Origin of the sequence: Psychroserpens damuponensis (genome assembly GCF_000826655.1) — a bacterium.
In the GTDB taxonomy this organism is placed as follows: domain Bacteria; phylum Bacteroidota; class Bacteroidia; order Flavobacteriales; family Flavobacteriaceae; genus Psychroserpens; species Psychroserpens damuponensis.
Genome location: NZ_JXJO01000034.1, coordinates 1 through 25,316, shown reverse-complemented (window position 1 = coordinate 25,316; position 25,316 = coordinate 1). Strand labels below are relative to the sequence as shown.

General features: G+C 33.3%; 20 protein-coding genes. 13 read left to right on the top strand and 7 right to left on the bottom strand.

Going from position 1 to position 25,316, the window contains the following annotated elements:
• The first annotated feature begins 61 nt into the window (after positions 1 to 61).
• The 3 genes from nadC to TD29_RS16380 are packed head-to-tail and all read left to right on the top strand — an operon-like array spanning position 62 to position 2,284.
• Positions 62 to 919: a carboxylating nicotinate-nucleotide diphosphorylase gene (gene nadC / locus TD29_RS16390; RefSeq protein WP_040282356.1), complete on the top strand. Its 858-nt coding sequence runs from the start codon at positions 62 to 64 to the stop codon at positions 917 to 919.
• Positions 919 to 1,869, top strand: a complete 951-nt coding sequence (locus TD29_RS16385; protein WP_040282354.1) for a YihY/virulence factor BrkB family protein — start codon at positions 919 to 921, stop codon at positions 1,867 to 1,869. Before nadC ends, TD29_RS16385 begins: the two co-directional genes overlap by 1 nt.
• Before the next feature lie 37 nt (positions 1,870 to 1,906).
• The gene (locus TD29_RS16380) at positions 1,907 to 2,284 is read left to right on the top strand and encodes a DUF2147 domain-containing protein (protein ID WP_241485295.1); all 378 of its coding nucleotides are present in this window, start codon (positions 1,907 to 1,909) and stop codon (positions 2,282 to 2,284) included.
• On the opposite strand, the gene TD29_RS16375 is transcribed toward TD29_RS16380, so the two are convergent.
• Together TD29_RS16375 and TD29_RS16370 are read right to left on the bottom strand one after the other, a co-directional pair.
• The gene (locus TD29_RS16375; protein WP_040282350.1) at positions 2,281 to 3,015 is read right to left on the bottom strand and encodes a LytR/AlgR family response regulator transcription factor; all 735 of its coding nucleotides are present in this window, start codon (positions 3,013 to 3,015) and stop codon (positions 2,281 to 2,283) included. The two genes, TD29_RS16380 and TD29_RS16375, sit on opposite strands and share 4 nt — an antisense overlap.
• Positions 3,016 to 4,794 carry a tetratricopeptide repeat-containing sensor histidine kinase gene (locus TD29_RS16370; protein WP_084203521.1) on the bottom strand — a complete coding sequence of 593 codons (1,779 nt, stop codon included), beginning with the start codon at positions 4,792 to 4,794 and terminating at the stop codon, positions 3,016 to 3,018.
• Positions 4,795 to 4,975: 181 nt separating this feature from the next.
• On the opposite strand from TD29_RS16370, the gene TD29_RS16365 reads away from it, so the two are divergent.
• The 5 genes from TD29_RS16365 to TD29_RS16345 all read left to right on the top strand — a co-directional run bounded on the left by TD29_RS16365 (position 4,976) and on the right by TD29_RS16345 (position 9,848).
• Positions 4,976 to 5,509, top strand: a complete 534-nt coding sequence (locus tag TD29_RS16365; protein ID WP_040282347.1) for a hypothetical protein — start codon at positions 4,976 to 4,978, stop codon at positions 5,507 to 5,509.
• A 52-nt stretch (positions 5,510 to 5,561) separates the two neighbouring features.
• The gene (locus TD29_RS16360) at positions 5,562 to 5,999 is read left to right on the top strand and encodes a hypothetical protein (protein WP_040282345.1); all 438 of its coding nucleotides are present in this window, start codon (positions 5,562 to 5,564) and stop codon (positions 5,997 to 5,999) included.
• Between the two features lie 18 nt (positions 6,000 to 6,017).
• On the top strand, positions 6,018 to 6,899 hold the full coding sequence (locus tag TD29_RS16355) for a tetratricopeptide repeat protein (RefSeq protein ID WP_040282343.1): 882 nt from the start codon (positions 6,018 to 6,020) through the stop codon (positions 6,897 to 6,899).
• A gap of 73 nt (positions 6,900 to 6,972) precedes the next feature.
• Positions 6,973 to 9,426, top strand: coding sequence for a replication restart helicase PriA (gene priA, locus TD29_RS16350; protein WP_040282342.1), 2,454 nt, complete (start codon positions 6,973 to 6,975; stop codon positions 9,424 to 9,426).
• A 101-nt stretch (positions 9,427 to 9,527) separates the two neighbouring features.
• Entirely contained in the window at positions 9,528 to 9,848 is a 321-nt protein-coding gene (locus tag TD29_RS16345) for a hypothetical protein (RefSeq protein ID WP_040282341.1), read from the top strand.
• 197 nt (positions 9,849 to 10,045) lie between these two features.
• On the opposite strand, the gene TD29_RS16340 is transcribed toward TD29_RS16345, so the two are convergent.
• Positions 10,046 to 10,741 carry a LytR/AlgR family response regulator transcription factor gene (locus TD29_RS16340; protein ID WP_040254020.1) on the bottom strand — a complete coding sequence of 232 codons (696 nt, stop codon included), beginning with the start codon at positions 10,739 to 10,741 and terminating at the stop codon, positions 10,046 to 10,048.
• A gap of 200 nt (positions 10,742 to 10,941) precedes the next feature.
• Between TD29_RS16340 and rpsF the strand changes: the two genes are divergently transcribed.
• The 4 genes from rpsF to TD29_RS16320 all read left to right on the top strand — a co-directional run bounded on the left by rpsF (position 10,942) and on the right by TD29_RS16320 (position 12,633).
• On the top strand, positions 10,942 to 11,280 hold the full coding sequence (gene rpsF, locus TD29_RS16335; RefSeq protein WP_040282340.1) for a 30S ribosomal protein S6: 339 nt from the start codon (positions 10,942 to 10,944) through the stop codon (positions 11,278 to 11,280).
• Between the two features lie 2 nt (positions 11,281 to 11,282).
• The gene (gene rpsR / locus TD29_RS16330) at positions 11,283 to 11,579 is read left to right on the top strand and encodes a 30S ribosomal protein S18 (RefSeq protein WP_028873640.1); all 297 of its coding nucleotides are present in this window, start codon (positions 11,283 to 11,285) and stop codon (positions 11,577 to 11,579) included.
• Between the two features lie 13 nt (positions 11,580 to 11,592).
• Positions 11,593 to 12,042, top strand: coding sequence for a 50S ribosomal protein L9 (rplI, locus tag TD29_RS16325; RefSeq protein WP_040282338.1), 450 nt, complete (start codon positions 11,593 to 11,595; stop codon positions 12,040 to 12,042).
• 120 nt (positions 12,043 to 12,162) lie between these two features.
• Complete coding sequence (locus tag TD29_RS16320) at positions 12,163 to 12,633, top strand: DUF6495 family protein (protein ID WP_040282336.1); 471 nt, start codon at positions 12,163 to 12,165, stop codon at positions 12,631 to 12,633.
• A 121-nt stretch (positions 12,634 to 12,754) separates the two neighbouring features.
• On the opposite strand, the gene TD29_RS16315 is transcribed toward TD29_RS16320, so the two are convergent.
• Together TD29_RS16315 and TD29_RS16310 are read right to left on the bottom strand one after the other, a co-directional pair.
• Positions 12,755 to 13,660, bottom strand: a complete 906-nt coding sequence (locus tag TD29_RS16315) for an AraC family transcriptional regulator (protein ID WP_040282334.1) — start codon at positions 13,658 to 13,660, stop codon at positions 12,755 to 12,757.
• Positions 13,653 to 14,891: an ABC transporter permease gene (locus tag TD29_RS16310; RefSeq protein WP_040282332.1), complete on the bottom strand. Its 1,239-nt coding sequence runs from the start codon at positions 14,889 to 14,891 to the stop codon at positions 13,653 to 13,655. Before TD29_RS16310 ends, TD29_RS16315 begins: the two co-directional genes overlap by 8 nt.
• 204 nt (positions 14,892 to 15,095) lie before the next feature.
• Between TD29_RS16310 and hisS the strand changes: the two genes are divergently transcribed.
• Complete coding sequence (hisS, locus tag TD29_RS16305) at positions 15,096 to 16,466, top strand: histidine--tRNA ligase (protein ID WP_040282331.1); 1,371 nt, start codon at positions 15,096 to 15,098, stop codon at positions 16,464 to 16,466.
• Between the two features lie 130 nt (positions 16,467 to 16,596).
• Here hisS and TD29_RS18075 read toward each other — a convergent pair whose 3' ends face one another.
• Together TD29_RS18075 and TD29_RS18070 are read right to left on the bottom strand one after the other, a co-directional pair.
• Positions 16,597 to 24,282 (bottom strand): choice-of-anchor D domain-containing protein, encoded by a 7,686-nt coding sequence (locus TD29_RS18075; protein WP_052467157.1) that lies wholly within the window; start codon positions 24,280 to 24,282, stop codon positions 16,597 to 16,599.
• Between the two features lie 242 nt (positions 24,283 to 24,524).
• Positions 24,525 to 25,316, bottom strand: a 792-nt coding sequence (locus tag TD29_RS18070; protein ID WP_152611545.1) for a T9SS type A sorting domain-containing protein, incomplete at its 5' end; no start/stop codon positions are given.

Here is a 25,316-nt window from a genome sequence, read left to right as displayed (position 1 = left end):
ACTACAATTAAATTATAAATATCGTAAATCAATTTATTAAATTAGCAAAAAGCAAATTTTTATGATCTCAAAAGAACAATTCAATAAAGAAATAGAACTCATTATAGCAAACGCCATTAGAGAGGATGTGGGTGATGGTGATCACAGCTCTCTAGCCTGTATTCCTGCATCTGCTCAAGGTAAAGGTAAGTTACTTGTAAAAGATGAAGGTGTTATTGCTGGTGTAGAGTTTGCAAAGCAAGTTTTTGCTTACGTAGATAAAGACATGAAAGTAGAAACGCTTATTGAGGATGGGAGCACTGTAAAGTATGGTGATATTGCGTTTTATGTAGAAGGCGCATCACAATCTATTTTAAAAGCAGAACGATTGGTTTTAAATGCCATGCAACGTATGAGTGCGATCGCAACTAAAACAAAGCAGTTTGTAGATTTGTTAGAAGGCACAGGAACCAAAATTTTAGATACACGTAAAACAACACCAGGAATTAGAGCTCTAGAAAAATGGGCTGTAAAAATTGGAGGAGGAGAGAACCATAGATTCGCATTGTATGATATGATTATGCTTAAAGATAATCATATTGATTTTGCAGGCGGACTCACAAAAGCCATTAACAAAACAAAACAGTATTTAAAAGATACCAATCGCGATTTAAAAATTATCGTAGAAGTTAGAAACTTAGATGAAATCAAAGAAATTCTTGATACAGAAGGTGTGTATAGAATTCTAATTGACAACTTTAACTATGAGGATACTAGAACGGCTGTGAAACTCATTGGTGATCAATGTTTAACAGAATCTTCTGGAGGCATCAATGAAAAAACAGTTAGAAAATATGCAGAGTGTGGTGTTGATTTTATTTCGTCTGGAGCGCTTACGCACTCGGTTTATAACATGGATTTGAGTCTTAAAGCTGTTTAATGCCAAAAACCTTAAAAGAGATATTAAGTAAAATTCCTATAGTAAATCGTATCGTAGATGTACTCAGGAAAATAAAACTACCAGGACTTGTTGGTTTAACCTTGTATGACCTGCTGGAGCTTTACGCTATTGGTATTTTTAAAGGGGCTTTAACATCACGAGCAAGTGCCATTGCCTTTAGTTTTTTTACGGCTATATTTCCTTTTTTGTTATTTGTTTTAATCTTAATGCCTTATATTCCAATTGACGGGTTTCAACAAGAATTTCAAGGGTTTTTAACCTCAGTATTGCCACCTCAAACCTCAGATTTTTTCTTTTCTAATATCTTTGAAAATATTGAAAATACAGAACGTGGCGGATTATTATCATCCGTTTTTGTAATCTCAATAATGCTAATGGCAAATGGTGTGAACTCTGTATTTTCTGGATTTGAAAACTCATACCATCAAGAGCATGTTAGAAACATATTTAAACAATATCTATATGCTTTAGGTGTCGCTTTAATTCTCGCTATACTCGTCATTTTAACGGTTGCCTTTTTTATGTATTTTCAATTATATGTCATTCAGCCGTTGTATGAGCAATTTGATAAATTAGACTACGTAACGCAAGAAAATGAGTTGTTTTGGGTTGTATTTGTGAAATACCTTTTCTTTGTATTTATGGTCTATATTGCAACTGCAGTATTGTATTACTTTGGTACAAAATCAGGAAAGACCTCAAAATTCTTTTCAATTGGCGCTTTATTTACCACCTTACTTATTATTTTAACCTCTTATTTCTTCGGAATTTATATCGAAAACTTTTCACAATACAATAAGCTTTACGGTTCTATTGGAGCCTTATTGATTTTGCTGTTATATTTATGGCTCAACTCTAATATTTTATTGTTAGGTTATGAACTAAATGCAACAATTAGACGTTTAAAAAGAAAAGATGATGATGAATAAATATCTTATAATTATTACCCTTTTTCTTGCGCAAAGCATGATGTCTCAAACGATCTTCGGAAAGTGGAAAACGGTAGACGATGAGACAGGTGAAGAAAAATCTATCGTTGAAATTTATCAAGACAACGGAAAAGTTTACGGAAAAATCATTGAAATATTTGATCCCACAAAGCGAGATTTGCCATGTAAATCCTGTACAGGAGAAGATTATAACAAGCCAGTTTTAGGCTTAAACATTATTAAAGACATGGAGAAGTCTGGTGATGTATATAAAAAAGGAACCGTTACAAATCCTGAAGATGGTAAGATTTACGATTGCCGAATCAAGCTTGACGACAATAACCCTAACAAACTCCAACTTCGAGGTTACGTCGCTTTTTTCTACCGTACGCAATATTGGATTAGAGAAGACTAATCAAAACGTCTTAAAAAATCATCTTTTTTTCTAACGGAAATTGGTACTTGTGCGTCATTAGACATAATCACATAACTAGGTTTGCCTTTAAAATATTTCTTGACGTGCTTAAGGTTGATTAAATGAGATTTATGGGTTTTAAAAAATATAGTTTCATCTAATAAATCTTCATAAAACTTGATAGGTTTAGACACTACGGTCTTTTTATCTTTGGTATGTATATGAGTGATACTTGTATCTGCTTCTAAATGGATAATATCTTCAACTTTAAGAGTTTCAAAACCCTTTAGCGATGGGATTGTAATTATTTTTTGTCGCTCTGGTTTTAAGTTATTGAATAAATTTTTGATTTGATTTTCAATAGTTCCTTGGGTTAACTCAGCCTTTAACCTAATTATAGAATCACTAAAATCATCACTATCAATGGGTTTTAATAGATAATCAAAAGCACTAAATTTAAAGGCTTTTATGGCAAAATTATCAAACGCAGTGGTAAAAATAACTTTGAAATTAACTTCATTAATTTCTCTTAAAAAATCAAAACCTGTACGCTCGTGAATTTTAATATCTAAAAACACTAAATCGGGTTGCAATTTTGGAACAACTTCCAAAGCCTCTTCAACAGTATTACAAGTGGCAATAACATGAAATGTATGAGGCTGTCGATTGATTAAATCTAACAATCGGGTGATGCAATGCTGCTCATCATCTATAAGTATGGTTTTTATCATCTAATATGCTAATTGGAGCGGAAGGGTGACTTCAATGCGAGTGCCTTGAGATTTGTCAATAATTGTAACGTCACCAGTTGTATTCTTTACCTTGTTTATTATATCAATTCTACTTTTTGTAATCGCCATTCCCATGGATTTTCTCGTTTCCGAAGCAACCTTAGAATTTGCTTTTTCTCGTCCAACTCCATTGTCATCTACACTACAAATAATCATTTCGTTTATCTCTTTAAATGCAATAACGATATTGCCTTTAGTTGTGGAGGATAACCCATGAATAATGCTGTTTTCAAGAAATGGCTGTAAAATCATTGGCGGAATCATAATATTATCAGGATCTAAAGCCTCGTCAATATCAATGGTGTAATCAAATTTGTTTTCAAAACGTTTACGTTCAATATCTAAATAGGTTTTTAATAACGAAATATCTTCAGAAAGTAAAATTTCGCTTTTTTCAGAATTTTCTAGAGTTAATCGCATTAATTTCGCAAACTTACCTAAATAGTCACTAGCCGATTGTGTGTCGTTTTTTAGGATATAATCTCCTATAGAATTTAAAGAATTAAATATAAAATGCGGATTCATTTGTGAGCGCAATGCTTTAAGCTCAGTATCTGATACCTTAGCGTTAAACTCTGCTTCTTTAGTTTTTGCAACGGCATCTTGCTTTCTTCTATATAATATAAACCCAATTAATGAGGCTAATATGAATAAGCCTCCTCCAATGATAGATGCATTTTTAATAGATTTTTGACGTTCAATTTCTACTTGAGCAATAGCGCGATCTTTATCGGCTTCATACTGTATTTCTTTTCTAGAAATTTCTAGTTTTCGGTCGGCATTAATCACACTATCTTTTAATACAATGTGTTCTTTAAAAGCCTTTAGTGCTTTTTCATAATAGCCTTTGCGTTCATACACATTAGCTAAAGTGGCAAGAGCAGTATTTTTGATAGCCATATTATGTAGTGCTTCATTTAATTGTAAAGCATTTGTTGCATAATATTCAGCTTTATCAATAGCATCGTTTGCTAAATAAACCTCTGCAGCATTTACATATGCTGAGACTTTCATAACTTCGAGATTGTTGGTTTCAACAAGGTCTAAGCTTTCAATAGTACTTGCCAATCCATCTTCTAAATAGCCTGCATTAGTTTGTACAAGGCCTAGATTGCTTTTAATATTAGCAATGTGCATGATGCTATTGTCTTTGTTAGCTTCTACAATAGCTGCTTTGTAATAATATATTGAAGAGTCTAATTTTTTTTGATATCCATAAATATTTCCAATATTAAAATACGTGTTGGTTTTATACTTAGGATAGTCTAATAATGTTTGAAAAGTTTTAAGTGCTTTATCATATTCTTGTTGCTCATAGTTAATGAGTCCAATATTAGTAAGCACTCCAACCGCATAATCTTTAAGCTTTGGGTCCTCTTCAATGCCTTTATAGGCGCTTTGATAGTAATCTAAAGCACTCAACGGATCTGATAAAAAGTAATGTTGAATAATCCCCAAATTATTATTTGCTAATACGATCCCTTTGTTATAATTAAGTCGTTTAGCAACTTCTAATGTTTTAAGATTATACGCCATCCAAGTAGTATCGGTAGGCGTTAAGAACATTTTCTTAGCGACTAATGAGCTGCGTAAATTTACATACGTTGTGTCTTCTGTTTTATAATTATTGATGATGTTTTCAAGAGAATCAATAGTCTTGTTTTGAGACAAACAAAAACATGAGAGCATGAAAAAGAAGATTAGCGGTAAACTTTTCATAATAGCGGTTAATAAATAATAGCTGGTTAAAAGTAGCAAATAATTGTCATAAATAAGCTACAAGAGTTACGTTAATACGTTTAAAGTCAACGTTAATGAGTTTGTAATAGTTTTTTACAAGTAAAAGGAAGTTATTTAAGTATTCAAATCATATAAATTAATCTTAGTAAAACAAAACACTATGAAAACGACACTCAATGTATTTAAAATTTTAGTTATCACCTTGCTTTTAACAGGTTGTTCTAGTGACGATGATTCTGGTTCTGGGTCTAGTGGGAATTTTGGTACAATACAATTGTCTGGAGCAGATACAGCAAGTGTTGGTAGCTCATTAACAGTTGGAAATATTGATCCAGATGGATTAGATACCACAGGGACTTCAAGCTCTGTTGTGCTTTTAGATGAAAATACGAGCATTCAAAATGGTGAATTAGTACCAACCGACTTCTTAAACGCTTTTGTTATCGTAGCAGCCGAATTTACAGTAGGTGATAATGCCGAAGTTAATAAAGCCATTTCTATGACCATTCTTAGAAATGGAGAAGAGTTTAGTTATGTGTGTTCAACACCTGCAACGGCTTCTGCAGATGATACAGATTGTGGTACAGGCTTCAGCGTAGATAAAATTGCAAAACAAATTGTGTTTGACGATACAACCGTAATAAATGTAGATAACGGTACAATTTTAACCATGAATGGTACCATCAATTATTAACAGCCTAAGCACTGTAATTTTTTAATAATTAACTGTAATAAATCCAACCCTCATGACAGCAAAAAATAAATTACAACAGTACATTTCCGTAGTGATTATGGTTATGCTTTTAATACCGATTAGTGGTTTTTCGCAGAAAAAAAGATTAAAGCCACCAAAAAGAATTTCAAAAATTGAAAGCGTAGATCAATTTGTAGATAATTCATTTGAGCTGTATCACAAAGTGTTTATTTATGATAGTTTAACTACAGCAGGCGTTAAAGTTCCAGCCGATATTGAAAACGAGTTATTAGAGCGAGCAGAGCAGGATATTGATAGTTTATGGCAAGTTTTGCCAACAATAATGGATGATATGACCAGTGGTGATGAGAATATAATGGTAAAAGGTAAGGCAACTCTTAATCTCAACAAGTCTAAAAAAGCCTTAAAATACTGTATAAAAACCATGAAGGCACATTTTGCAGGATCAAATGATGAAGATGAAGAATAGCACTAAAACAGTTGTAAAATGAATATTAAAAACACCATAATTGTATTGAGTTTTCTTTGCTTCGGAAATGTAACAACTAGTCAATCTTACAAGGCTTCATTTAGAGCAGATATGTGTGATTGTTTAACCCTAGAAAGTCAAAAACGTAAACTAACAGAAAATGCTTATAAAGCCTGTTTTAACGAGATTTTACCCAATTACGCCATTCAAATTGATGCCGAAATAGTAGAAGAAGACGTCAATAAAAAATACCTTTTAAGGCAAATAGCAAGACGCGATTTGATCATAGCAATGCAATCGGAATTAGTGTACACTTGCGAAGCCTATTTTAATCATTTAGAAAGCGAGAAATTAAGTAAAAAACTTATTGCGCAAGAGCAGGTTAAAGAAAGTGATTTGGAGAAACAAAACCAACTTGTGGCCATGTCACCAAATACGTACGCTTATTTTAGTAGAGCCCAACTCCATTATAAATTAGAAAATTATAAGGATGCCGAAGCAGACCTCAAAAGGTGTTACGAAGTTAATCCCAATAAAGACAATGTGAAATCTAGAAGACATGAGTTGTTGTTAATGGCATTAGTGCATGAAGAGAATAAAAATTATGGACAAGCCGTTGAATTATATGATCTCGCTTATTTTGGTATTCAGGATTCTCAAGTCGCTATTTTACGAGCCATTGCAGATAAAAATAATGGCGGAACAATTGCAAACATCCCAAAATTAGTAGATGGTCAAATACGCACAGCAACTGTAGGTAAAGAGAAAAGACGAGCGCAGCAAACCTCAAGAGGTAGAACAGCAAATACAGTAAACCAAACCACAACGACTCAAAAAACACAAAGCAAAAAAAAATCGGATACATCATCCCTCAAAAAATTATTTAAAATAGATAATTAACGTTTTGAAATAGTCTTAAAAAACCATTGTCATAAGCAATGGTTTTTTTATGCAAACCTATTACCTTTGGGCAATGGGTTATTTCATCAACGTCATATTACCAATTCCTCTAGAAAAAAGCTTCACTTATGCTATTACAAAGGCTGAAGCAGATTTTCTACAACCGGGAATTCGTGTATCTGTTCCCTTCGGAAAGTCTAAAATCTATACCGCTTTAGTCCTAGAAATTCATGATAATGCACCTCAAGTTTATGAGGCCAAAGACATTCATCAAATATTAGATGAAACACCAATTGTAACCACACAACAATTACAACATTGGCATTGGATCTCAAAATATTACATGTGCACACTTGGTGACGTCATGCGTGCTGCTTTACCTGGACCATTTATTTTGGAGAGTGAAACCGTAGTGAGTAAAAATGAAAGTGTAATCATTAATGATGAGGAACTTAAAGACGATGAATTTGTAATCTATGAAGCCTTGCATCACCAATCGTCTTTAAAAATCCAAGATATGATGTCTATTTTGGATAAAAAGAATGTATTGCCAGTAATAAAGCGATTATTGGAGAAAAACGCTATTTCTGTTCAAGAAGAGATTTATGAAAAATACAAACCTAAACTTGTTAGGTACGTTAAAATAGCGACGCCGTTTTCTTCGGAAAAAGGCCTACATACATTATTAGATGAGTTAAGCAGAGCACCAAAGCAACGCGATGTCATTATGACTTTGTTTTCTATTTCTGCTCAAACCAAAAAACCTGTCAAAGTTTCAGAGTTAACTGAAGCTAGTGGAGCGTCATCATCCATTGTAAAAACATTAATAGATAAAGGCATTCTCGAAGACTATCATATTCAAACAGATCGTGTGCAGTATGATGGTGATGATAATGAAGACTCCAAACGATTAAATGAGCATCAAGAAAAAGCTTTAGTTGAAATAACTAAAACATTTGATAGTCAAAACATTACACTGCTTCATGGAGTAACGTCATCTGGTAAAACTGAAATCTACGTTAAACTGATAGAAGCGCAATTAAAAGCTAAAAAGCAAGTCTTGTATTTATTGCCAGAAATTGCATTGACCACACAATTGGTAGAGCGCTTACAAAATTATTTTGGAGAGCAAGTTGCCGTATTTCACAGTAAATACTCATCTCATGAACGTGTTGAGGTTTGGAACAATGTACTCAATAATTTACCAAAAGCACAAGTTGTTTTAGGTGCGCGATCTTCGGTATTATTGCCATTTAAAAATCTAGGTTTAATTATTATTGATGAAGAGCATGAATCTTCATACAAACAGTTTGATCCAGCGCCAAGATATCATGCGAGAGATACAGCCATTATGTTGGCTAGTATTTTTAAAAGTAAAACGCTGTTAGGATCTGCAACTCCTAGTTTAGAGAGTTATTACAATGCGCAACAAGGTAAGTATGGATTGGTAGAACTCAATCATCGTTATAATAATGTGATGATGCCAGATATTGAATTGGTAGATATCAAAGACAAGCAAAAGCGTAAGCGCATGCAAGGTCATTTTAGTGATCGCTTGATTGAAGAAATAAAAGAAACTTTAGAGCTAGGGTTTCAGGTGATCCTATTTCAAAATAGAAGAGGGTTTTCTCCTATTATAGAATGTAATTCTTGTGGTCACGCACCTCAATGTCCTAATTGTGATGTGAGTTTGACATTTCATCAATATAGAAATCAACTGAGATGTCATTATTGTGGTTATAACTCTGTGATGCCAAAAAGCTGTGATGCTTGTGGTAGTGTAGAATTAGATAGTAAAGGTTTTGGTACCGAGCAAGTAGAGCAGGAGGCAAAATTGTTGTTTCCAGATCATACAGTTGGTCGTATGGATTTAGATACCACACGTGGAAAATATGGCTATGAAAAAATTATTACTGCTTTAGAGCAAGGTGAAATTGATATTTTGGTTGGTACTCAAATGCTTACCAAAGGATTAGATTTTAGAAATGTGAAGCTTGTTGGGATTATGAATGCAGATAATATGCTCAATTTTCCAGATTTTAGAGCACATGAACGTAGTTATCAATTAATGGCTCAGGTGTCTGGTAGGGCAGGACGTACTGAAGAGCGTGGTAAGGTATTGATACAAACTTATAATCCTTATCATAAAATTTTACAACAAGTATCTACAAATAGTTATTTTGAAATGTTTGAAGAACAGCTTTCTGAACGCCATGCATTTAAATATCCGCCAGTGTTTAGAATGATAAAAATAACATTAAAACACAAGGACTATCAAAAGGTTGATGTAGGAGCAGATTGGTATGCGAGATCCTTAAGAACCGTTTTTAATCAACATGTTTTAGGCCCAGAGTTTCCGCCTGTTGCTAGAATTAGAAATCAATATTTAAAGCATATTTTGGTGAAAATACCTCAGAAACAATCGTTAGGTAGAACTAAAGAAGCTATTATGAAAATTAATACAAGTTTTTTGAGTGTTAAAGATTTTAGACCTATTCGGGTTATTTTAAATGTGGATAATTATTAGTGAAATTAGCATTTATAAGCTTCAAGCGAATTAAATAGTGATGGTTGTACTAATCCCGTTTTTAGAACAGGACCTCATTATTAAAGTAAAAAAATTAAGAAATGAAACCTGCAGTAATATCAATAATACTTGCTCTATTAGGAATAGGATTTGTTTTATATCTTAATTATGAACTTGCAGAATTATTTCAATCAGAGTTACATAATAATCTGCACAATGAAAATGAACTTAATCCAAGCATTTTTATAATTGGAACTTTAAATAAAGTGGTTACAGTTTTGATTGGAGTAATAGCAATTGTATTTGGAATTAAATCTGTAAATCAAAAAAATAGATTAGGACTAATTGGAGTAATACTTTCATTAATATTAATGGTATTAACTTTTATACCTATATGGCACTATATGGTGTCTTCAACGTGAGCATTTCATATTAATTTCATGAATTATAAACGTGATTTTTTTTACAGCCAATTTCCGTAGAAATCACATTTCTGTAGAAAAATAAATCTAAAAAAAAGTTTAAAATAACAAAAATCCCACTGAGCGGTGGGATTTTAGAGTCAAATGTTAGTTGTTATTTAGGGCTATTAAGATTGAAATGTAATGTTATTTCATTCTTAAATATTGTTTAACGCATCAACTAATTGGGTTTTCTTATTTCTACTCAATGGTATTTCATAAGCGCCAACTTCTACGTTTTTACTGTTAAATCTATCGACCTTATCAAGGTTTACGATATAGGATTTATGAATTCTTAAAAATTTACCTTCTGGTAATTCGTGTTCAAAAGCTTTCATTGTAGATAAAACGACTAAGCTATTTTCTTCGGTTACTAATTTTACATAGTCACCAAGAGCTTCAATCCATTTTATATCTTTTATGTAAACTTTACGTTTTTTCAGATTACTTTTGACGAAAATATGTTCTCCATCAGTTTCATTGAAATCTAGCTTTAATTTATGTTGCTCGAGGGCTTTTTCTACAGACGTATTAAAACGTTCCCTAGTGATAGGTTTTTGTAGGTAGTCAGTTGCATCATAGTTAAAAGCTTTAAATGCGTATTCAGTTTTACCTGTAACGAAAATAATTTGGGGTTTGTTGTTGAGTACGTCGAGCAGCTCGAAACCGTTGAGTACAGGCATCTCAATATCTAAGAAGATTAAATCTACTTTATGAGTATTAAGTCCGTTTTTGGTTTCTAATGCGCTACTGTATTCTGCTATAAGGTTAAGTGAGCTATGATTCTCAATTAACTTTACAATGGATAACCGTTGAATCGCAGAATCATCAACTACTACACAGTTTAAAGTCATAACATTATTGTATTTTAGGTTAAGATATCGACAATAGTACAAAAAATTCGGTTAAAAACCAAAAAACATCGGTAAACCGTAAATTTTAACAAAACATTAAGACATCATATTCTTCTAAAATTTAATGTACAAAAACGTTGCCAGAATTAGAAATAATAGTTATTTTTGCACTCATTTTTAACACAAATAAATAGATTTTTATGAATCATTATGAAACTGTTTTCATTTTAAATCCCGTTTTATCTGATGACCAGATAAAGGAGACAGTACAGAAATACGAAGAATTTCTTACGTCTAGAGGAGCAAAGATGGTAGCCAAAGAAGATTGGGGCTTAAAAAAATTAGCTTACCCAATTCAAAACAAAAAAAGTGGATTTTACCACTTATTTGAGTACACTGTTGATGGAGAACACATCAATCCATTAGAAGTAGAGTTTAGACGTGATGAGCGTTTTATGCGTTACTTAACAGTAAGCTTAGACAAGCACGCAATTGCTTGGGCAGAGAAAAGAAGAATTAGAGATAAACAAAAAGCGTAATTATGTCTTCAATAGAACAACAAGCAAAAGGAAAAAAAGATGGTGAGATTAGATATCTTACACCGTTAAATATTGACACGAGCAAAACGAAGAAATACTGTCGTTTTAAAAAATCTGGAATCAAGTATGTTGATTACAAAGATGCAGATTGGTTATTAGGGTTCGTAAACGAACAAGGTAAAATTTTACCAAGACGTTTAACAGGAACATCTTTAAAATATCAAAGAAAAGTATCTGTAGCAGTAAAAAGAGCGCGTCACTTAGCGTTAATGCCTTACGTAGCAGATTTATTAAAATAAAATACCAATAACTATGGAACTTATATTAAAACAAGACGTTGATAATTTAGGATTTACAGACGATATTGTAACAGTAAAGAACGGTTATGGTAGAAACTTTTTAATTCCTAATGGACATGCTATCATGGCAACGTCATCTGCTAAAAAAGTATTAGCAGAAACATTAAAGCAAAGAGCTTATAAAGAAAAGTCAATTATTGAAGCAGCTCAAAAAACTGCAGATGCCATCAAAGAATTAGAAATTAAAATTTCTTCTAAAGTTGGAACTGGAGACAAATTATTTGGATCTGTAAATAATATTGATTTAGCTAACGAATTACAAAAAGCTGGTCACGAGATAGACAAGAAGTTTATCACTATCGCTGGTGGAACTGTAAAACGTTTAGGTAAATATGATTCTGTTGTAAGATTACACAGAGCAGTATCAGTAGATTTAGAATTTGAAGTTGTAGCACAAGCTTAAACTTTAAATACATTATACATAAAGCCTCAACTTTTTAGTTGAGGCTTTTTTATAAATTTTAATTACCATTTATATTACACACCTATTTCCGTAGTCTCGGAAATGAAAATAACATTGTCGATGAAATATTCAAGACTCACCAAAGAACAGTTTGAAGAATTACACCAAGAATTTATCAATTTTTTAGCAACTCAAACCATTACTGTTGAAGAGTGGAATGATATTAAAGCTAATAAACCTGAAGTTGCCGAACAAGAATTAGACGTATTTAGCGATTTAATTTGGCAAGGTGTATTGTCTAAAGTTAATTATTTAGAACACATTTCTCCACAACAAATGCATTTATTTCACTGTACTGAAAAACAAATGCGTTTAATTGCTCTAAAAATTAAAAACCCTGAGATTGATATTACAACCAAAGAGGGCTATACTTGGTTTAAAGATAATTTACTTTCTGATGATGTTGAAATGTTCACAGCAGTTAAAGATTATTCTGAAGATAAAGGACAAGATAAATTTAAATTAATTCAAGAAGGTGCAAATATCACTAAAGGTGAATTATATAACTACTTTGAGAATTTAGTAGGATAGTATTAAATAGACTATCAAAATTTACGATGTCATTTAGAGTTTAGCTAAGGTTCTTTGATTTCATACAAAGACTCTTTAGCTGTGCCTCCTTATGAATGTACTTCGGTGTGCTAGTAAGTGATTATATTACAGGAACGTACAAATCTACAATGCACTTTTTTTCAGGATGTGTGTTAAAATCATTATGGTAGATTTCAAAAGCTGGCTCGTCTCGCATCTTGTAACCATGAGTGTTCATATACATGAAAATTTCAGTCCAAACGCGTTCAAATTCATCTATATTGATTTCGTGATGTGCAATAATATGTAGCCCTTTATCTATGGTTCCTAAAGACATTTCGGTATCAGTTTTCATGGGTTTGTCAACTAATAAACAAGCGCGCATTCTTACTTTATTTGGAGCAGTGATTTTAAAACTATCATAATAAATAGTTGCCATTTTATAACCTGAATTGCGAAGTAAACCTTTTGGTCCAGCCCATTCTAAAACGTTTTGAAATGTAGATGATAAATTTTGTACACCAATGCAAGAGGTGCCAATAGTATAAATGGTGTTTATAGAGGTTACTTCAATGTTGGATTGCATTTGTATCGTGTTTTGATTAGCATCACAAACATACGCTTCAAAATGAGTATTTGCTTGTCCAATCTTGCTTTTTGTTTGTCTGATCTTGCTATAGATGCCTTTTCCACGTTTTTTAAATTCACTCGGACTTACACCATAAAACTTCTTAAAAGCTCTCGTAAACGATGAGTTACTTGTAAATCCATATTGCATCGATAATTCTGAAATGGAGACGGCTTTTTTCCGAAGTAAAATTGCAGAGGCTTTTTCTACACGTTTTCTAACAATATATTGATTAAGCGTTTCATTAGTATATGCTTTAAATATACGATGGAAATGATAAGGCGAGTAATGTGCAACTTTTGATACCTTATCTAGTGATACATCATTCTCTAAGTTTTGCTCGATGTAATCTAGGGCTTTGTTTATACTTTTAGCATGATCTTGATCACGATTACTCATGTCTCAACGACTCTACAGGATCTAACTTGGCAGCTTTAATAGCTGGATATGAACCAGAAACAACAGCAACCAAAAATGTTATAATACTGGCAGCAATCATGGCAGACCAAGGGATCACAAAGTTAAAATCTACAATTGCTGCAAAACCAAAACCTAAAAGTATCCCTAAAATAATGCCAAGTAATCCACCTAGTTGCCCTATAATAATCGTTTCTATAAAAAATTGAAATGCAATCGTCCCACTTTTAGCACCTAAAGCTTTTCTAACACCAATTTCTCGGGTACGCTCAGAAACTGAAACTAACATCATATTAAACAAGGCTATGGTAGAACCAAAAATGGTAATAATGCTTATAACCCAAGCAGCCGAAGATAAATACCCTGTAATTTCACCAATACGATTAATTAAATCGTCACTACGCTCAATACCAAAATTGTTCTCTTCAATAGGATTTAAACCTCTAATGTTTCTAAATAATACAATGGCTTCATCTTGAGCACCTTCAAGCATATCTTTTTTGTCGGTCTTTATGCTCAAACTATAATTTATATTAGCATTTGTGTAAATTGTTCTTGCTTTTTGAAGTGGCATCAACACTCTTAAATCTTGATTATTTCCAAACGTAGAACCCTTTTCTTTAAGAACTCCAACCACTTTAAATTTTGCACCTCTAATGCTAATGGTTTGGTTTATCGGGTTGACATCTGCTAGTAAAGCTTTTTGTAAATCACTACCAATTACACAAACGCTATTACTGTTTTTAATATCAAAATAATTTAGAGCACGACCTGTAGCAACTTCGAGTCCAGAATTTGGAATAAAATTTTCATTAACACCAAACACCTGTACTTCTGGATCGGTTTTTTCATTTTCATATTTCACTTCTGCCGTTCGTGTACCTTGAAATGATAACGACGTACTCGTAAACGGAAACTTATAATCTTCTTCAAACTCCTTTACTTGCCTATAATTTATAATCGGGTTTATTTTTTGATCATCGTTAGAACGGCGTTGGGTAGTAAAATCGTAGCGTTGTATATTAAATGTATTGGCTCCCATTGACGAGAAATCGCTAGAAATGGTGTTTTCAAGGGCAGACACTGCGCTCAAAATACCTACTAATGCCGTAATCCCAATAGCAATAATTAAAATGGTAAGTATGGTTCGAAGCAATTGACCTCTAATAGAATCAAAAGCAATACGGATATTTTCTTTAACTAATGAAAACATATAGATTGTTAATATGGGTTGTGTTTTTTAATAAGACTACCAAACACGCATAAAGTTACTATAAAATTGAATTATCTTCTGCTTGCGTCTAAAAAATATAATATTTTTGTGAAGAATAATGATTAATCACTTGTCTATTTTGTTTTCTTCGGAAATTTTAAATGGCAACCTAAATAGAGATTACCGCTTTAGCGGGAAGATAATATGGCACAAAAACCAAGCATCCCAAAAGGAACCAGAGATTTTAATCCGCAAGAAGTCGCAAAACGAAACTATATTTTTAATACCATACGTTCTCAGTTTGAAACCTTTGGTTTTCAACCTATAGAAACACCTAGTTTTGAAAATTCAGATACCTTGATGGGAAAATATGGAGAAGAAGGTGATCGATTGATTTTTAAGATTTTGAATAGTGGTGACTTTTTAAATAAGGTAAGTGACGATTTGTATGCTGCAAAAGATGCAACTAAAATTACACCTAGAATTTCTGAAAAAGCTCTTCGTTACGATCTAACTGTGCCATTTGCACGTTACGTTGTGCAACATCAAAACGAGATTGATTTTCCTTTTAAGCGTTATCAAATACAACCCGTTTGGAGGGCAGATCGTCCACAAAAAGGTCGTTTTAGAGAATTTTACCAATGTGATGCAGATGTTGTTGGGAGCAATTCTCTATGGCAAGAAGTAGAATTTGTACAGTTGTATGATGCTGTATTTAGTGCTTTAAAATTAGAAGGTGTTACTATTAAAATAAATAATCGTAAAATACTATCTGGTATTGCAGAGGTTATTGGTGCTCAAGATAAGCTTATCGATTTTACTGTGGCTTTAGATAAGTTAGATAAAATAGGAGAGGAGAAGGTTAAAGACGAAATGCGTAGTAAGGGCATTTCTGAAGAAGGGATTACCAAACTTCAACCTTTATTTACTTTAAAAGGTGATTTTGGAAATCAAATAGAAGAATTAAAAACGATTCTCAATACTTCCGAAGAAGGAAAAAAAGGAATTGAAGAATTAGAATTTATAAATAAAGGGATTGCAACTTTAGGTTTAAAAACTGCAACATTGCAATTGGATGTAACGCTTGCTCGCGGACTTAATTATTACACAGGTGCCATTTTTGAAGTTGCTGCTCCCGAGGGTGTAAAAATGGGATCCATTGGTGGAGGTGGTCGTTATGATGATTTAACCGGAATCTTTGGTCTTAAAGATATGAGTGGCGTAGGAATTAGTTTTGGTTTAGATCGTATTGCATTGGTGTTAGAAGATTTAGGTTTGTTTCCAGAAACGATTACCAATACAGTAAAAGTGCTCTTTATAAATTTTGGAGCAGACGAAGCTATGGCCAGCATGAAAGCTATAAAAGCTTTGAGAGAACAAGGTGTAAGTGCTGAGTTGTTTCCTGATAATAAGAAAACAATTAAACAGTTTAATTATGCAAATAAGCGCCAAATACCATATGTTGTTTTGTTAGGAGCAACTGAAATGGCAAATCATACATTTACGTTAAAAAATATGCAAAGTGGAGATCAACACGAATTGAGTTTAGATGATTTGATTGTGAAATTGACATAGTATTCTAGTTTAAAATTTCCGTAGAGAGAACCTATTTTAAGAATATACAATAAAGAGAAAAGCCTCATTCCAATTAAGGATTGAGGCTTTCTCTAGTTAAGATTAGAGTAGATTTGGGATCTCTTCTAATTTACTTGACTAAAACTTTCTTGGATAGTAAACCGCTTAAAGTGTCTATCTTCAGAATGTAAGTTCCAGTGCTAAGATTCTTAACCTGATATTCAGAATAGTCCAGTTCTGAAATGTCTTCAATTTTTGCTACTTCTTGTCCGATGATATTAAATAATGTAATAGACCTTACATCAATAAAATTTGGATTGTATAATGCTATGCTTTGAGATTCTAAATTATAGAAAACATCAATTGTATTTAATTTTGTTTCGTCAATACTAAGTGTATCTGCGTGTGCGTTTCTAAAGGTTAATTCAAACCTATCTAAATATTCTCCTGCAGTTAAGACAAACTCAAAGTCACTTGCTCTAAGGTCATGATACGTATCGTTTTCTATATCATGAATATAAATTTCAATTGTATCTGGTACATTTTCTAGAGCATCGATAGTAATTGTATTTAAACCATCATTTATAGTTTTAATACCTAAAGGATATACCGTTTCAGGCTCTACTTCATTACTACCTTGAATGGTAAACTTTTCGTCATTAATTAGCCAATATAAGTCATCCATTTGATCATCATAGATTTTAGCATCATAAGCCCAATCATAATCCATTGTAGTTGCATCGTCAATTGTTAATAATAATTGTCTATGTATGGTATTAATAGAGTTGAAACCAATTCTAAATTTCATACGGTCATCAATAATTTCATTATTATCACTTGCATTAGCGCTTGATTCAGAACTTCTAACAAAGACTGAATTATCTGCACCAGTTGACTTTTCAATTTTATAGTCACGTTGACCGTTATTAAAGTTGATGTTACCGGTAGTTTCACCTACAACAAAGAATCCTTGACTCACAGGAATATATCTTCCTGGGATTTTAGTTGGAGTACCGCCTGTACCAACATTTGGATCATTTGTTCCTAATGAAGGAGCTGCAACACCACCTGAGAAGTTATACGTTGCATAACCACCTTGATAACTTTGTAGGTTATGATTTCCTCCTCCCCAATGTTCCCAATAGTAAAGCGTACCACTAATTAAAGGGTTAGCGCCAGCACCTGAAATAGTAGGTCCATTATCTGTAATAAATTGATTTGCATCTATGGCAGATGGGTAAGGGTTACCAACAAGGTAATCATTTCCTGCATTAAGTGTTAAGTTGATATTACCGTTATTAGGCTTACCTAAGAATACATAATTTTGATCATCTGAAATAGCGCCAGATCCAGGTCCTTTCATCGTAAATCCTTCACCTGCTAAAATATTACCATTTTGTCTTACATGTTGCCATGCAGAATAATCGCCATCTGCTTGATTGGCAAATTTCCAAATCCAATAATCGGCAATAGTAATTGTTGCTCCATCAGAACCATCGTAACCAGAGTTACTAAAGTTAATTGGATTAGTACCATCATACATGACATCAGACACAGAAAAAGAGTTGTTGATAGTGGTTGTATTTGTTTGTCCTACTGGAGACGACCAGTAGTTGTATGTGTAAACATCTGCAGTGCCTTGTTGGTCTTTTTCTAGAGAACCAGAAGATGTTGGATCTAATTCACTACCCATACCTTGAATAAGTTGTGACTGACCTTCTAGATCAATTTTACCATCAAGTTTTAAGTAATGAGAAACAGTTAATCCATTTCCTGCAGTTGCCACTTCATTATCTCCATCTACTGTTAATTCACCAGCGTCAACATAAAGACCTAATACTTGTCTTTCTCTTCCAACTATATCTTCTGTTGCAATCTTCACATTATGACCTATTCGCACTATATTCCAGTCAATTGGTATGGAGCTGTTTACTATAGATGGTTGGTTAGGGATAGGTTGAATATCACCATTTAACCATGTGCTATGAGTTGACCAATCTCCTCCTCCTCGAGAAATATAAGGTAAAGGAGCTGTTTGTCTATCAACCGTTTTAAGGTTTCTTAAAGCACCTTGATTTCCATTTCCTGAAGCATCTTCAGTATTAGTATATGTATAGATTGACATTGGGTAATAACCTGCCAATTTTGTCCAAGGCACTGTAGCTACATCGTTTTTTGTAATTGTAGTTGGTAAAATTTTACCAGCCACAAAATTAGAGTTGTCTTCAATCTCTTGATTCATGATAAACCTTAACTGGGTAGGAGTTAGAGCTGTATCCCAAACTCTTACTTCGTCAATATTACCTCTAAAATGTTGAGTAGGAGCATTCTTTCCTGCTGCTGCAATAAAGAATGAATCATCGGTTTGCACTGGAGCTGATCTATTTGCTGAAGCATCTTCAACACCATCAATATAAAGTTTTACAGTTGTACCGTTATAAATAGCTGAAACATGGTGCCATTCATTATCTGGTATAGCAGTAGAAGAAGATAGTGTTCTGTTATTTGGATTTTTCCATGAAATATTAATTCTATTATTATTTAAGATTCTAAAGTCGTATCCTGTAGAGAATGAGGTATTTCTTTTAGAAACTATAGATTTAGTTCCGCTATCTGCTGCATCCCTTTTTATCCATGCTGAAATAGTAAAACCAGAAGGGTTTAGGTTTAATGCATCTTCCATATCAACGTAATCATTACTACCATTGAAATATAAAGATCGCACTACTTCTATTCTTGGAGCATATCCAAAAGTGATATATTTTGTTCCGTCAAAATCATAATCAGTTTCTAAATTACCATTACCATCTGAAGTCATTATTCTATAATCTGCTGTAGGATCAAACACACCTGTACTAGAGATAAACATATAGAAGTTACCAGGAGGTATAATATTTCTAATAGCACTTTGAGGTAATCTTACTTTAGCCGATGAGACATCTCCTCCAGATTCTACAACTTTCCAAACACGTTGCATTGCTGTAAAAGATACATCAGTAGTTAAAGCAGGTGTAATGTCTTCACTCATATTTACTGTAATTACCGTCGCTGCTAAATTCAAATCTGCGCCATTATTACCCCAAACTAAGAACTCTCTATCATTAAATGTAGCAGGTTCATTAGATAAGTGTTGACTGTTAGTGTCGTAAATATCATTTAAACCGATGGTTAAAAATCCGCTAGTTGGTCCCATGCCATCTGTTTCTAAGTTTTGACTTTTTGATTGTTTTTGATTTAAGACAGAAGCATCATCACGACCAATACCAGCAATATCATAATTGTATGAAGTACTTGAGCTGGCATCCCAAATAACATCTCCTTTAGAGTCTAAATAGTCTACATCATTTTGTCTATGGTTACTATGATCGTAACTTGTTCCAGAACTTTGTAATGTTACACCATATTTAAGTGCTAAATAACTTTGTATTTTTTGTTGATTTATTGCAGAGTTTGGAGATGAATAAGAAATCACTTCGGCAATCATGCCATTCATTTGAGATGACGTTCTACCTGCAATACCACTTCGACCTGTTCCTACTAAGAAAGATAAGTTATTAAATTCACTAAAATTTAAACTTGTACCATCTCCAGCTACACCAGTTCTATTGTCAACACGTTTACCATTTTTATAAATTTCAGACAATGTACCCGAAGTATTTGTTTTTACATTTACAATGGTTGGGTGGTTTCGATAACTAGCAGATGATGATGTAAAACTTCTACCGTATGAATCTGCATCAGGAGGTCCAGACAATGGATATGAATCTATGTTATGAGATAAAACCTCATTATCATATCTAGAAGATACACTACCTAAACCTAAACCTGTTGGGTCTTCGTGAAATGCTATATCTGAAAATCGTCCACCAATAGCAAACTGTCTTCCTGGTGAATAATTTCCTGTATTTGTATCGATAACGTCATCACAATGAAACACTACAAAGTAATCTTGAGAAAAGAAGCCTCCTTTACCATTCATGTATTCAACATTGCTATTGTCAAAATCTGCAACCGGATTAAAGTTAATATTTCTAGTTGCATTATCTCTATATGTAGGAGCCATAGACGAGGCTGCACTAGCATCTTCTTTATCTAAATCACTAGTGTAAGCTTGATCTTCCCACTCAGTTAATGGGTTTCCATCTATAGCTGTAACACCTTCATTCATTTTTAACCAAAGTCTCAAATTGCTAGATTGGTTAGCAGGAGCAACAGACGCACTTCCTAATGGAGATATTGGATCTGCTTCTATTCTGAAATTGTCAAAAGCAACACCATCATTGACACCTGAACCGTTAGTTCTAAACTGAAGTCTAAATCTTACGTTACTTTGATTAGAAAACAAAGCGTCATTAAGATCAATTCTGGTATTATTAAATTGATTATGAGGATTAAATGATGGTGATTGTGTATGTGTATCTCCATTCCAAGCATCATCACCGAGTGCAGATGCATAACTTTCATACCAATTTGTTCCATCACCAGTTGCCCCAAGTGTTGTCCATGTTCCGCCAGCAACAGAATATTGAATGATCATACCATCACGATCGTTTTCTGTTTTACACTTTACATCTAATGTTAATTGTAGGTTATATAAACCAGATAGATTTATTACTGGACTTTGAATTATAATGTTTGTATTGTTATTGTAGTTATCAAAATTATTATTTCTCCAAAAGCTTCCTTCTCCTAATTCATTAGTAGGAAAATTATTGGTCCAAACCCACGAGTCATTTGTTGTTGTTGTATTCGACCAACCACCATTTGTTCTATCAAAATCCTCGTAATATGCCGTGTAAGATGGAGGACCTGTTATACCGGTACCTTGGATATTAAAATTATAAGGGTTTTCATTAGAATCATTATTTACAATACTAACAGATGCATTTCTTAATCCAACACCACTTGGATCAAATGTAATATCAAATGTTGTACTGCTAGAAGATCCAACGGTTCCTGCAGGAGTAGAGGTAACCGCAAAATCTGCTGCATTTGCTCCTGTAATATTTATAGTACCTACTGTTAGGTTAGAAGATCCTGAATTTTGAATTGTAAACGTATTTACATTGGTTCCACTAACGGTATTTACACTACCAAAATTTGTATCGTCAGTTGCTGAAGGTGTTGTATCACCATCAACAATGGTAGTTAAATTTCCTTGAATATTTATTTCAGGGAATGGTGTATATCCATTTCCTTGAATGTTAAAATTATAAGGATCTTCATTGACATCATCATTTGCAATGCTTACTGTAGCTGTTCTTAGTCCAGCTGCACTTGGTGCAAATGTAATCTCAAAACTAGTACTGTTTCCGCTAGTAATAGAACTATTAGGAGTTGAGGTAACAGTAAAATCTCCAGCATGTATACCTGAAATAACTACATATGGTGAGGTACCTGTTAGATTTAAATTTGATGTTCCTGTATTTTGTATTGTAAACGTATGGGATTCTGAACCAAATAGAGTAGAAACTGTACCAAAATCTGTGTCATCAATAACACTTGGAGTTGCATCTCCATCTACAATTGTAGTGCTATTACCAAGAACATTTATTTCGGGACCAACAACTTCAATATTAGTTATTGATATGTCATCAATGGCCATATCGCCTCTGTAATCTCCAGCGGTTTCACCTCTAAAACGTAATTTAACGGATTGTCCAACATACGAACTTAGGTTAACATTTTCGAGCTCCCATGCTTGTCCACTACTAGTTTGAACTTCTCCTGCTGTTTGTGACCATAATACTGTTGGATAAGAATAACCTCCATTTGTACTGATTTCAAGAAACAAATCTCCCATGCCAGCTCCATACATATGATAATAAAATGAAAATAGTGCATAAGTTTCAGACGTTAGATCAAAACACGGACTCTCTAATACAAACGAATCGTTAAAAATTGGATCACTAGCTTCTGTAAATACATACCATGATCCTCCATTTGCTCCAGATGGTCCTGTTCCAAAAGATGGTGTTCCGCCATTCTGTCTAGTCCAATTTTGATCGTCATATGTAGCTTGAGTCCAAGTACCTAGGCCAGATTCAAAACTTTCATTATAAGGAAATGTACCAACCGTACTTGAGCAACCTGAATCACCTGTACCTTGAATATTAAAATTATAAGGATTTTCATTACTATCATTGTTAACAATACTTACGGCAGCTGTTCTAATTCCAGCACCACTTGGATCAAACGTAATGTCAAATGATGTGTTTCCAGATGCTGCTACTGTTGCAGCTGGAGAACTAGTTATTGTAAAATCGCCAGCATGTGCACCAGAAATAGTTATTGTTCCTACCGTAAGTGACGAAGTACCTGTATTTTGAATTGTAAATGTATTTACGTTTGTTTCTGCAAAAATATTTATTAATCCAAAATCAGTATCATCTATAGCTGCAGGTGTTGTGTCACCATCTGTTATTGTATTTCCATTTCCTCGAATATTAATTTCTGGCAATGGAGTAAACCCTGTACCTTGGATATTAAAATTGTAAGGATTTTCATCAGAATCTCCATTAACAATAGTAACATTGGCATTTCTTTGGCCATCAGCAGAAGGATTAAATGTAATTACAAAAGTCGTATTACTTGATGAAGCTACTGTTGTCGCAGGTAAAGTTGTTACCGTAAAATCTGATGCATTAGCTCCTCCAATTGTTATTGCTCCAACGGCTAAAGTTGCAGTACCAGTATTTTGTATAGTAAATGTATTTGGATTAGTTCCTCCAGTTGTATTGACATTGCCAAAGTCGGTGTCGTCAGTTACTGAAGGTGTAGTATCACCATCTACTATGTTTACTGCATTGCCTTGTACATTTATTTCAGGAGTTGGTGTTCCATTAATAATATTAATTGTATAATCTTCAACTTCCCCATCATATCCAGTATCGCAGCTTTCTGGGTTAATATTGTATCTTGTAGCGACTCTCATTCTGGTAGAGCCTAATGTTGAAGTAACAGGTATCGTAATAGGTAATGCCGTCATTGGGCCATCAACATTTGTGTCTCCAAAATCATATTCTTCACCGAAATCATCAAAATCTAAATCTTGATTCCAATCAATCCAAGCTTTAGTATGGAGATTATATCCACCATCTGTATCTACACTAACAGACAAATTATGTGTTGTGCCTTGTGCTACTGTTGTAGATATTCCAGTAAAATCTTCATAGCCATTATCTTTAGGTGATCCGTCAGAATTATTAATTGTATTAAAAGTAACATTTGTTATACCTGTATTAAATGCTGTATTACCTTCTGATTCACAATAGGTAGGAGCAACTAATTCTATATTATCAAAAAAGAAATACTCATCATTATCATTTGCGTTACTTGAAAATCTAATTCGAGAATTAGATGCAAATGTATGAGTGGCAGAATCTATAGTGTATTCTAAATTGTAACTTCCACCCCAATTTCCAGTAAAATGAGTTCCTCTCACAAAAGTCATGACTGTAACCCAAGTGCTACCATCATAAAATTTTAAATCGAAACTCTCTCCATAATCTGTACCATATCTTTTTCCGCAGAATGAAACAGTAACCGCCGAATAAGGTGTAAGATCATATCCAGGAGAGGTCATTTCATTTCTATCATACTCATTGTCTTTACTGTAAATAGAATATGATCCACTACATGTCCAAGCACTATTATTGAATAGTCCAGAATCATTTCCATTACTGGTCCAACCCTCAAGATTACCAGCATCAAAATTGTGTGACGCAATTGTGGTTTGTGAAAATAAAATGTTTGATAAAAATAGTATGCTAAATACTATAGCATACTTTCTAATTGAAAGTGTGAGAAATCTCATAAGCGGTTAAATTTAAGTTTGGGACTAATAAATTATGGGACAAATATAATATTGAACTCTGTGAAATGCAAATAAATTCGATGAAATGCACTCTTAATTTTGTAAGTATATGATAATGAGGTATTTGTGTTTTTGAAGTGTTTTTGTTTATTTGAGATTAAGGATGTATTATATTTTATATAGGTGCAAAAAAAAAGCTGGATTATTGAATCTAGCTTTTTTTATAGTTTACAAATTGAATATTAGTGTTTTACTAATTTTTTAAAAATAATTATACTGTTTGCTGTATTAGAAATTTTTATAAAGTAAGGTGCGACTTCTAATTCATCAAGTTCTTTAATAAGTATAGAGCCATTAATGCTTTGAGTTCTTTTTGTATAAACGACTCTTCCGTTAAGATCAAAAATATTAATTGTGAATTCACTGTTATTATGATTTAGAGGAAGGTTGATTTTTATTTCAGAATGAAATGGATTCGGTAGAATACTAATATCTGAACTACTTAAATCGTTTGTGCCTAAAGTGTTATCGTTACTTGGGTCGCAATCTTCATCGATACCATTTCCTGGAATTTCTGTAGCATCTGGGTTAATTGAGATATTTGTGTCATCACAATCTGTATTGTCAATGACATACCCTGTTGGTTGCGTACAATCAACAATTGAATTTTCAGGATCTCCAAAACCATCAGTATCAGAATCGGCATAATAGGTGATTCCTGATCCATTATTTGTAATATTCCATGTACATGTTTCTGTATCAAAAGTGGCAGTTTCATAACACTCAGTAGATGGTTCAGGATTTTGCGTGCCAATGTTTTCCCATGTACAAGTACCATTATTATATTGGTAAACATCCCAACAGTTAACTGCTTCAGGTTCATCTTGACTTGATATAGTCACTGTTGCAACACAAGTATCCGTTTGGTTATTTTGATCTGTAACCGTTAGAGTGACATCAACAGGAGTGCCTATGTTTGAGCAGTTAAAAGTATTGATATCTATGGCGTAGTTGGTAATAGCAACATCATCTGT

Excerpts from the sequence above, each read along its gene's own strand:
- nadC (WP_040282356.1), top strand. The coding sequence starts at position 62 with ATGATCTCAAAAGAACAATTCAATAAAGAAATAGAACTCATTATAGCA.
- TD29_RS16385 (WP_040282354.1), top strand. The coding sequence starts at position 919 with ATGCCAAAAACCTTAAAAGAGATATTAAGTAAAATTCCTATAGTAAAT.
- TD29_RS16380 (WP_241485295.1), top strand. The coding sequence starts at position 1,907 with ATGATGTCTCAAACGATCTTCGGAAAGTGGAAAACGGTAGACGATGAG.
- TD29_RS16375 (WP_040282350.1), bottom strand. The coding sequence starts at position 3,015 with ATGATAAAAACCATACTTATAGATGATGAGCAGCATTGCATCACCCGA.
- TD29_RS16370 (WP_084203521.1), bottom strand. The coding sequence starts at position 4,794 with ATGAAAAGTTTACCGCTAATCTTCTTTTTCATGCTCTCATGTTTTTGT.
- TD29_RS16365 (WP_040282347.1), top strand. The coding sequence starts at position 4,976 with ATGAAAACGACACTCAATGTATTTAAAATTTTAGTTATCACCTTGCTT.
- TD29_RS16360 (WP_040282345.1), top strand. The coding sequence starts at position 5,562 with ATGACAGCAAAAAATAAATTACAACAGTACATTTCCGTAGTGATTATG.
- TD29_RS16355 (WP_040282343.1), top strand. The coding sequence starts at position 6,018 with ATGAATATTAAAAACACCATAATTGTATTGAGTTTTCTTTGCTTCGGA.
- priA (WP_040282342.1), top strand. The coding sequence starts at position 6,973 with ATGGGTTATTTCATCAACGTCATATTACCAATTCCTCTAGAAAAAAGC.
- TD29_RS16345 (WP_040282341.1), top strand. The coding sequence starts at position 9,528 with ATGAAACCTGCAGTAATATCAATAATACTTGCTCTATTAGGAATAGGA.
- TD29_RS16340 (WP_040254020.1), bottom strand. The coding sequence starts at position 10,741 with ATGACTTTAAACTGTGTAGTAGTTGATGATTCTGCGATTCAACGGTTA.
- rpsF (WP_040282340.1), top strand. The coding sequence starts at position 10,942 with ATGAATCATTATGAAACTGTTTTCATTTTAAATCCCGTTTTATCTGAT.
- rpsR (WP_028873640.1), top strand. The coding sequence starts at position 11,283 with ATGTCTTCAATAGAACAACAAGCAAAAGGAAAAAAAGATGGTGAGATT.
- rplI (WP_040282338.1), top strand. The coding sequence starts at position 11,593 with ATGGAACTTATATTAAAACAAGACGTTGATAATTTAGGATTTACAGAC.
- TD29_RS16320 (WP_040282336.1), top strand. The coding sequence starts at position 12,163 with ATGAAATATTCAAGACTCACCAAAGAACAGTTTGAAGAATTACACCAA.
- TD29_RS16315 (WP_040282334.1), bottom strand. The coding sequence starts at position 13,660 with ATGAGTAATCGTGATCAAGATCATGCTAAAAGTATAAACAAAGCCCTA.
- TD29_RS16310 (WP_040282332.1), bottom strand. The coding sequence starts at position 14,891 with ATGTTTTCATTAGTTAAAGAAAATATCCGTATTGCTTTTGATTCTATT.
- hisS (WP_040282331.1), top strand. The coding sequence starts at position 15,096 with ATGGCACAAAAACCAAGCATCCCAAAAGGAACCAGAGATTTTAATCCG.
- TD29_RS18075 (WP_052467157.1), bottom strand. The coding sequence starts at position 24,282 with ATGAGATTTCTCACACTTTCAATTAGAAAGTATGCTATAGTATTTAGC.